Raw genomic sequence first — 4,294 nt, 5'->3', positions numbered from 1 at the left:
GGGCGGCATCGCCCTGATCGCCATCATCTCCTAYGTCGCMATCTCGCTCGCGGTCATGGCCCTGATCGTGGTGATGAGCATCATGGCCGGCTTCCGGYMCGAACTGCTCAGCCGCATGCTGTCCTTCAACGGCCAYATGTACGTCCAGGGCCAGGTGCTGAGCGATCCGAACCGCGACGCCGTGGTCCGGCGCATCGGCCAGGTTCCGGGAGTCGTCAGCGTCACGCCCGTGATCGAGAACCAGAGCCTTGTCCGCGCCGCCGGCCAGACGACCGGCGCCGTCGTGCGCGGCATCCGCCCGCAGGATCTGGGCTCCATGTCCTACGTCTATGACAGCCTCTCGGCCGAGGCGAAGCGCACCTTCGGCCAGGGGGCCTACGGCGGCGACAACATCATCATCGGCAAGGCCCTGGCCGAAGGCATGGGCCTGCGGGTCGGCGATCCCATCACCCTGTATTCCCCGACCGGAGCCGACAGCGCCTTCGGCAATCTGGGCGGGCTCGAGAAGACCTATCGCGTCGGCGGAGTCTTCACCTCCGGCACGGCGGACTTCGACCGCGCCTTCCTGTTCATGCCGCTGGAACAGGCCCAGCTCTTCTTCGGCAAGGAGGGCGTCTGGGACGTCATCGAGATGAAGATCGACCAGCCCGACCGCGTGGCCGACCTCTATCCCGCCGTCCGCGCGGCCGCGGGGCCCGGCGGCGTGGTCAGCGACTGGCGCGACCGGCTGGCGGCCTTCTGGGGCGCGCTGAAGGTCGAGCGGGTGGCCATGAGCATAATCCTCGGCCTCGTCGTCGCCATCGCCGCCCTGAACATCATCTCCGGCATCGTCATGCTGGTGAAGAACAAGACCCGCGACGTGGCCATCCTGCGCACCGTCGGCGCCAGCCAGATGTCGATGCTGCGCGTCTTCTTCGTCGCCGGCGCGGCGATCGGGGTGGCCGGCACGGCCACCGGCCTGTTCCTCGGCCTCGTCTTCTGTCTGAACATCGGCCCCATCCAGCATTTCCTCGAGGCGCTGCTGGGCGTCCAGCTGTTCAACGCCGACGTCTACATGCTCGACTCCATCCCCGCCCTGGTCGACCCCGGCGACGTCTTCTGGGTCGCCGTCTGGTCCCTGTTCATGAGCTGTATCGCCAGCCTGCTGCCGTCGTGGCGGGCCGCGAAAATGGATCCGGTCGAGGCGCTTCGGTATGAGTAACCCCGTCCTCTCCGTCCGCGGCCTGACGCGCACCTATGACACCGCCACCGGCGGCCTGACGGTGCTTCGGGGCGTCAATCTCGATGTGATGCCGGGCGAGGTCGTCGGCCTGATCGGCCCGTCCGGCTCGGGCAAGTCCTCCCTGCTGCACGCCGCCGGCCTGCTGGAGCGCCCCACCTCGGGCGAGATCCGCATCGACGGCGAGGACGTCGGCATGCTGGACGAGCGCGCCCGCACCCACCTCCGCCTGGCCCGCATCGGCTTCGTCTACCAGTTCCACCATCTGCTGGCCGAGTTCGACGCCCGCGACAACGTCGCCCTGCCGCTGCGCATCGCCGGCGTCAGACAGGCCGAGGCCCGCGCCCGCGCCTCCGAAGTCCTGACCGCCCTCGGCCTCGGCGAACGGCTGACCCACCAGCCGGCCCAGATGTCGGGCGGGGAGCAGCAGCGCGTCGCCGTCGCCCGCGCCCTGGCCAACCGTCCGCGGCTGCTGCTGGCCGACGAGCCGACCGGCAACCTCGACCCCGCCACCAGCCAGACGGTGTTCGAGGCCCTGCACGACCTCGTCAAGAAGACCGGCGTCGCCGCCCTGATCGCCACCCACAACATGGAGCTGGCCGGTCACATGGACCGCGTCTTCGCCCTCAAGGACGGCCATCTGGAAGAACGCCCGGCCGAGAGCCACGCCTACTGAGGCTGTGCTAAGGGTTCTGCTTACGCGGAGCCTTTCATGACCGACGCCATCCAGGCCCATCTGACCACGGCGCGCGAGGCCATGGCCGAAGGCCGCACTCTGGACGCCCGCAACTCATACGCCCGCGCCGCCGCCCTCAGCCGCGAGAGCGGCGCCCCCCTGCTGCAGGCCCACGCCCTGCGCCACCTGTCCGACATCGACCGCGAGGCCGACCATCTGGAACAGGCCCTGGCCCACGCCGAACAGGCCGCGGCCCTGTACCGGTCGAACGGGCAGGGGACCTCGATCGACATGGCCAACGCCCTGCGGCTGACGGCCCTGGCGCTGGACGCCCTGCGCCGCCCGGGCCCGGCCGAAGCCGCCTGGACCGCCGCCCGCGACCTCTACGCCGACGCCGGCGTCGCCGCGGGCGTGGCCGAGTGCGAGCGCAGGCTGGAGGCCGAATAAATCCCTTCTCCCCTCGGGGGAGAAGGTGTCAGGCGCAGCCTGACGGATGAGGGGGCGGTCAGATCAAGCGAGCGGTCAGACGGGGTGGGGGAGCCATCCCCCTCATCCGCCTCGCTCCGCGAGCCACCTTCTCCCCCGGAGGGGAGAAGGACGCTTGCCGCTATTTCTTCCCCGGAGGCGTCGTGAACGGCGAGCTGCTGCTGACCGCCACGGACGGCTTGGGCTTCTCGGCCTTGGGTTTGCGGACTTCCTTGTTGCTCTTCACTTGACCCTTGGCCATGGCCGCTCTCCCGCGACGCCTGCCGCCGGAGGGCGGACGGTGAGTGGCGCGCAGGCCATCCTACAGGCCGCGACGAGTCGGTTCACCTCAAATGCCCTTGACGGGAACGCAACAAGAACATAGAACAGAACCGGAACACGCAATCCGGGGACAAAGATCATGGCGCGTTGGGTGAGGGATACATTGTCGCTGGCGTCGTGCGGCGGCTTCGTCTGGGTGATGTGGCAGGCGGCGTTGCTGACCTCGGCGGCCTGAGGGGAGTCCGGGGCGTCCGGACGGACGGGTGCCGCGATTTCAAGGTGTTGAGCGCCGCGAATGGACGAGCTGGACGAGCTGGACGATATTTTTCCGCTCCACCGGTCGCGGGGCGCCGGCGCCGCCGGCTATCCACAGGCGGTCGTCGGGCGGGACGGGCAGGGCGCCGCTTTCCGGTGTCCGGGTCGCTCGCGATGTGAGACTCGGTCCAGAACAGGGACGCCGATCGGCGAGGGAACGGGACCGGTTTGACCGACACGCTGAACAGCCAGGGCTTCATCCATCTCCGCGTCCGCTCGGCCTATTCGCTGCTGGAAGGCGCGATCAAGGCGGGCAAGGTCCCGACCCTGGCCGCCGACGCGGGCATGCCGGCGGTGGGCGTGGCCGACCGGGCCAATCTGTTCGGCGCGCTGGAGTTCAGCGAGGCGGCGAAGGGGGCCGGCGTCCAGCCGCTGGTGGCCTGCGCCATCCCCGTCACCGGCATCGGCGGCAAGATCAACGAGCGCTGGGCCAGGGTCCCGACCGTGGTCCTGCTGGTCCAGAACGAGGCGGGCTGGCTGAACCTGTGCGCCCTGTCGTCCTCGGCCTTCCTCGACGCCGGTTCGATGGACGAGCCCAGCGTGCCCTGGACCATGGTGGCGGAGCGGTCCGAGGGGCTGATCCTGCTGTCGGGCGGCCCCGACGGCCCCGTCGACCCCCTGTTCGTCCAGTCCCGCCCGGCCGAGGCCGCCGCCGCCCTGACCGAAATGGCGCGGGTCTTCGGCGACCGCTTCTATGTCGAGCTGCAACGCCACGGCCTCGCCAGCGAGGGCCAGGCCGAGCGCGGCCTCGTCGAATGGGCTTACGCCCATGACGCGCCGCTGGTCGCCACCAACGACGTCCACTATGCGAAGGCGGCCCAGGCGCGGTCCCACGACGCCCTGCTGTGCATCGCCGACGGGGCCTTCACCGGCCAGGAAGACCGCCGCCGCATCACCGGCGAGCACTGGTTCAAGCCCGCGGCGGCGATGCGGACGCTGTTCGCCGACCTGCCGGAGGCCTGCGACAACACCATCGAGATCGCCCGTCGCTGCGCCTTCCTCGCCCCCACGCGCGCGCCCATCCTGCCCCGTTTCGACGCCGGCGCGGGCCGGTCCGAGCCCGACGAGCTGATGCATCAGGCCCGCGAGGGACTGAAGGCGCGGCTGCTGGCGGTGACGCCCGCGGCCCCCGAGGAAGAGTACTGGACTCGCCTCGAATGGGAGGTCGGCATCATCCAGCAGATGGGCTTCCCCGGCTATTTCCTGATCGTGTCGGACTTCATCAAATGGGCCAAGAACCACGGCATCCCCGTGGGTCCGGGCCGGGGTTCGGGCGCCGGTTCGCTGGTCGCCTGGGCCCTGACCATCACCGACCTGGATCCCCTGCGCTTCGGCCC

The 4,294-nt window shown here is 70.0% G+C and carries 5 protein-coding genes; 4 read left to right on the top strand and 1 reads right to left on the bottom strand.

Features of this window, described 5'->3' with window-relative positions; all coding sequences use genetic code 11:
• The 3 genes from ASD25_RS27540 to ASD25_RS27530 all read left to right on the top strand — a co-directional run.
• Positions 1-1,201 (top strand): lipoprotein-releasing ABC transporter permease subunit (locus tag ASD25_RS27540; RefSeq protein WP_056621522.1); only part of this gene is annotated, 1,201 nt, incomplete at its 5' end.
• Entirely contained in the window at positions 1,194-1,895 is a 702-nt protein-coding gene (locus tag ASD25_RS27535) for an ABC transporter ATP-binding protein (RefSeq protein WP_055830421.1), read from the top strand. The genes ASD25_RS27540 and ASD25_RS27535, both read left to right, overlap by 8 nt.
• A gap of 36 nt (positions 1,896-1,931) precedes the next feature.
• Entirely contained in the window at positions 1,932-2,342 is a 411-nt protein-coding gene (locus ASD25_RS27530; protein WP_055830424.1) for a hypothetical protein, read from the top strand.
• A 160-nt stretch (positions 2,343-2,502) separates the two neighbouring features.
• Here the strand turns inward: ASD25_RS27530 and ASD25_RS32610 are convergent, their stop codons facing one another.
• Positions 2,503-2,622, bottom strand: coding sequence for a hypothetical protein (locus ASD25_RS32610; protein ID WP_235561751.1), 120 nt, complete (start codon positions 2,620-2,622; stop codon positions 2,503-2,505).
• 503 nt (positions 2,623-3,125) lie between these two features.
• On the opposite strand from ASD25_RS32610, the gene ASD25_RS27525 reads away from it, so the two are divergent.
• The coding region (locus ASD25_RS27525) for a PHP domain-containing protein (RefSeq protein ID WP_156389491.1) at positions 3,126-4,294 on the top strand (1,169 nt) is incomplete at its 3' end.

It is taken from the genome of Brevundimonas sp. Root1423, assembly GCF_001426805.1.
This window is presented reverse-complemented; position numbering and strand designations above follow the sequence as displayed.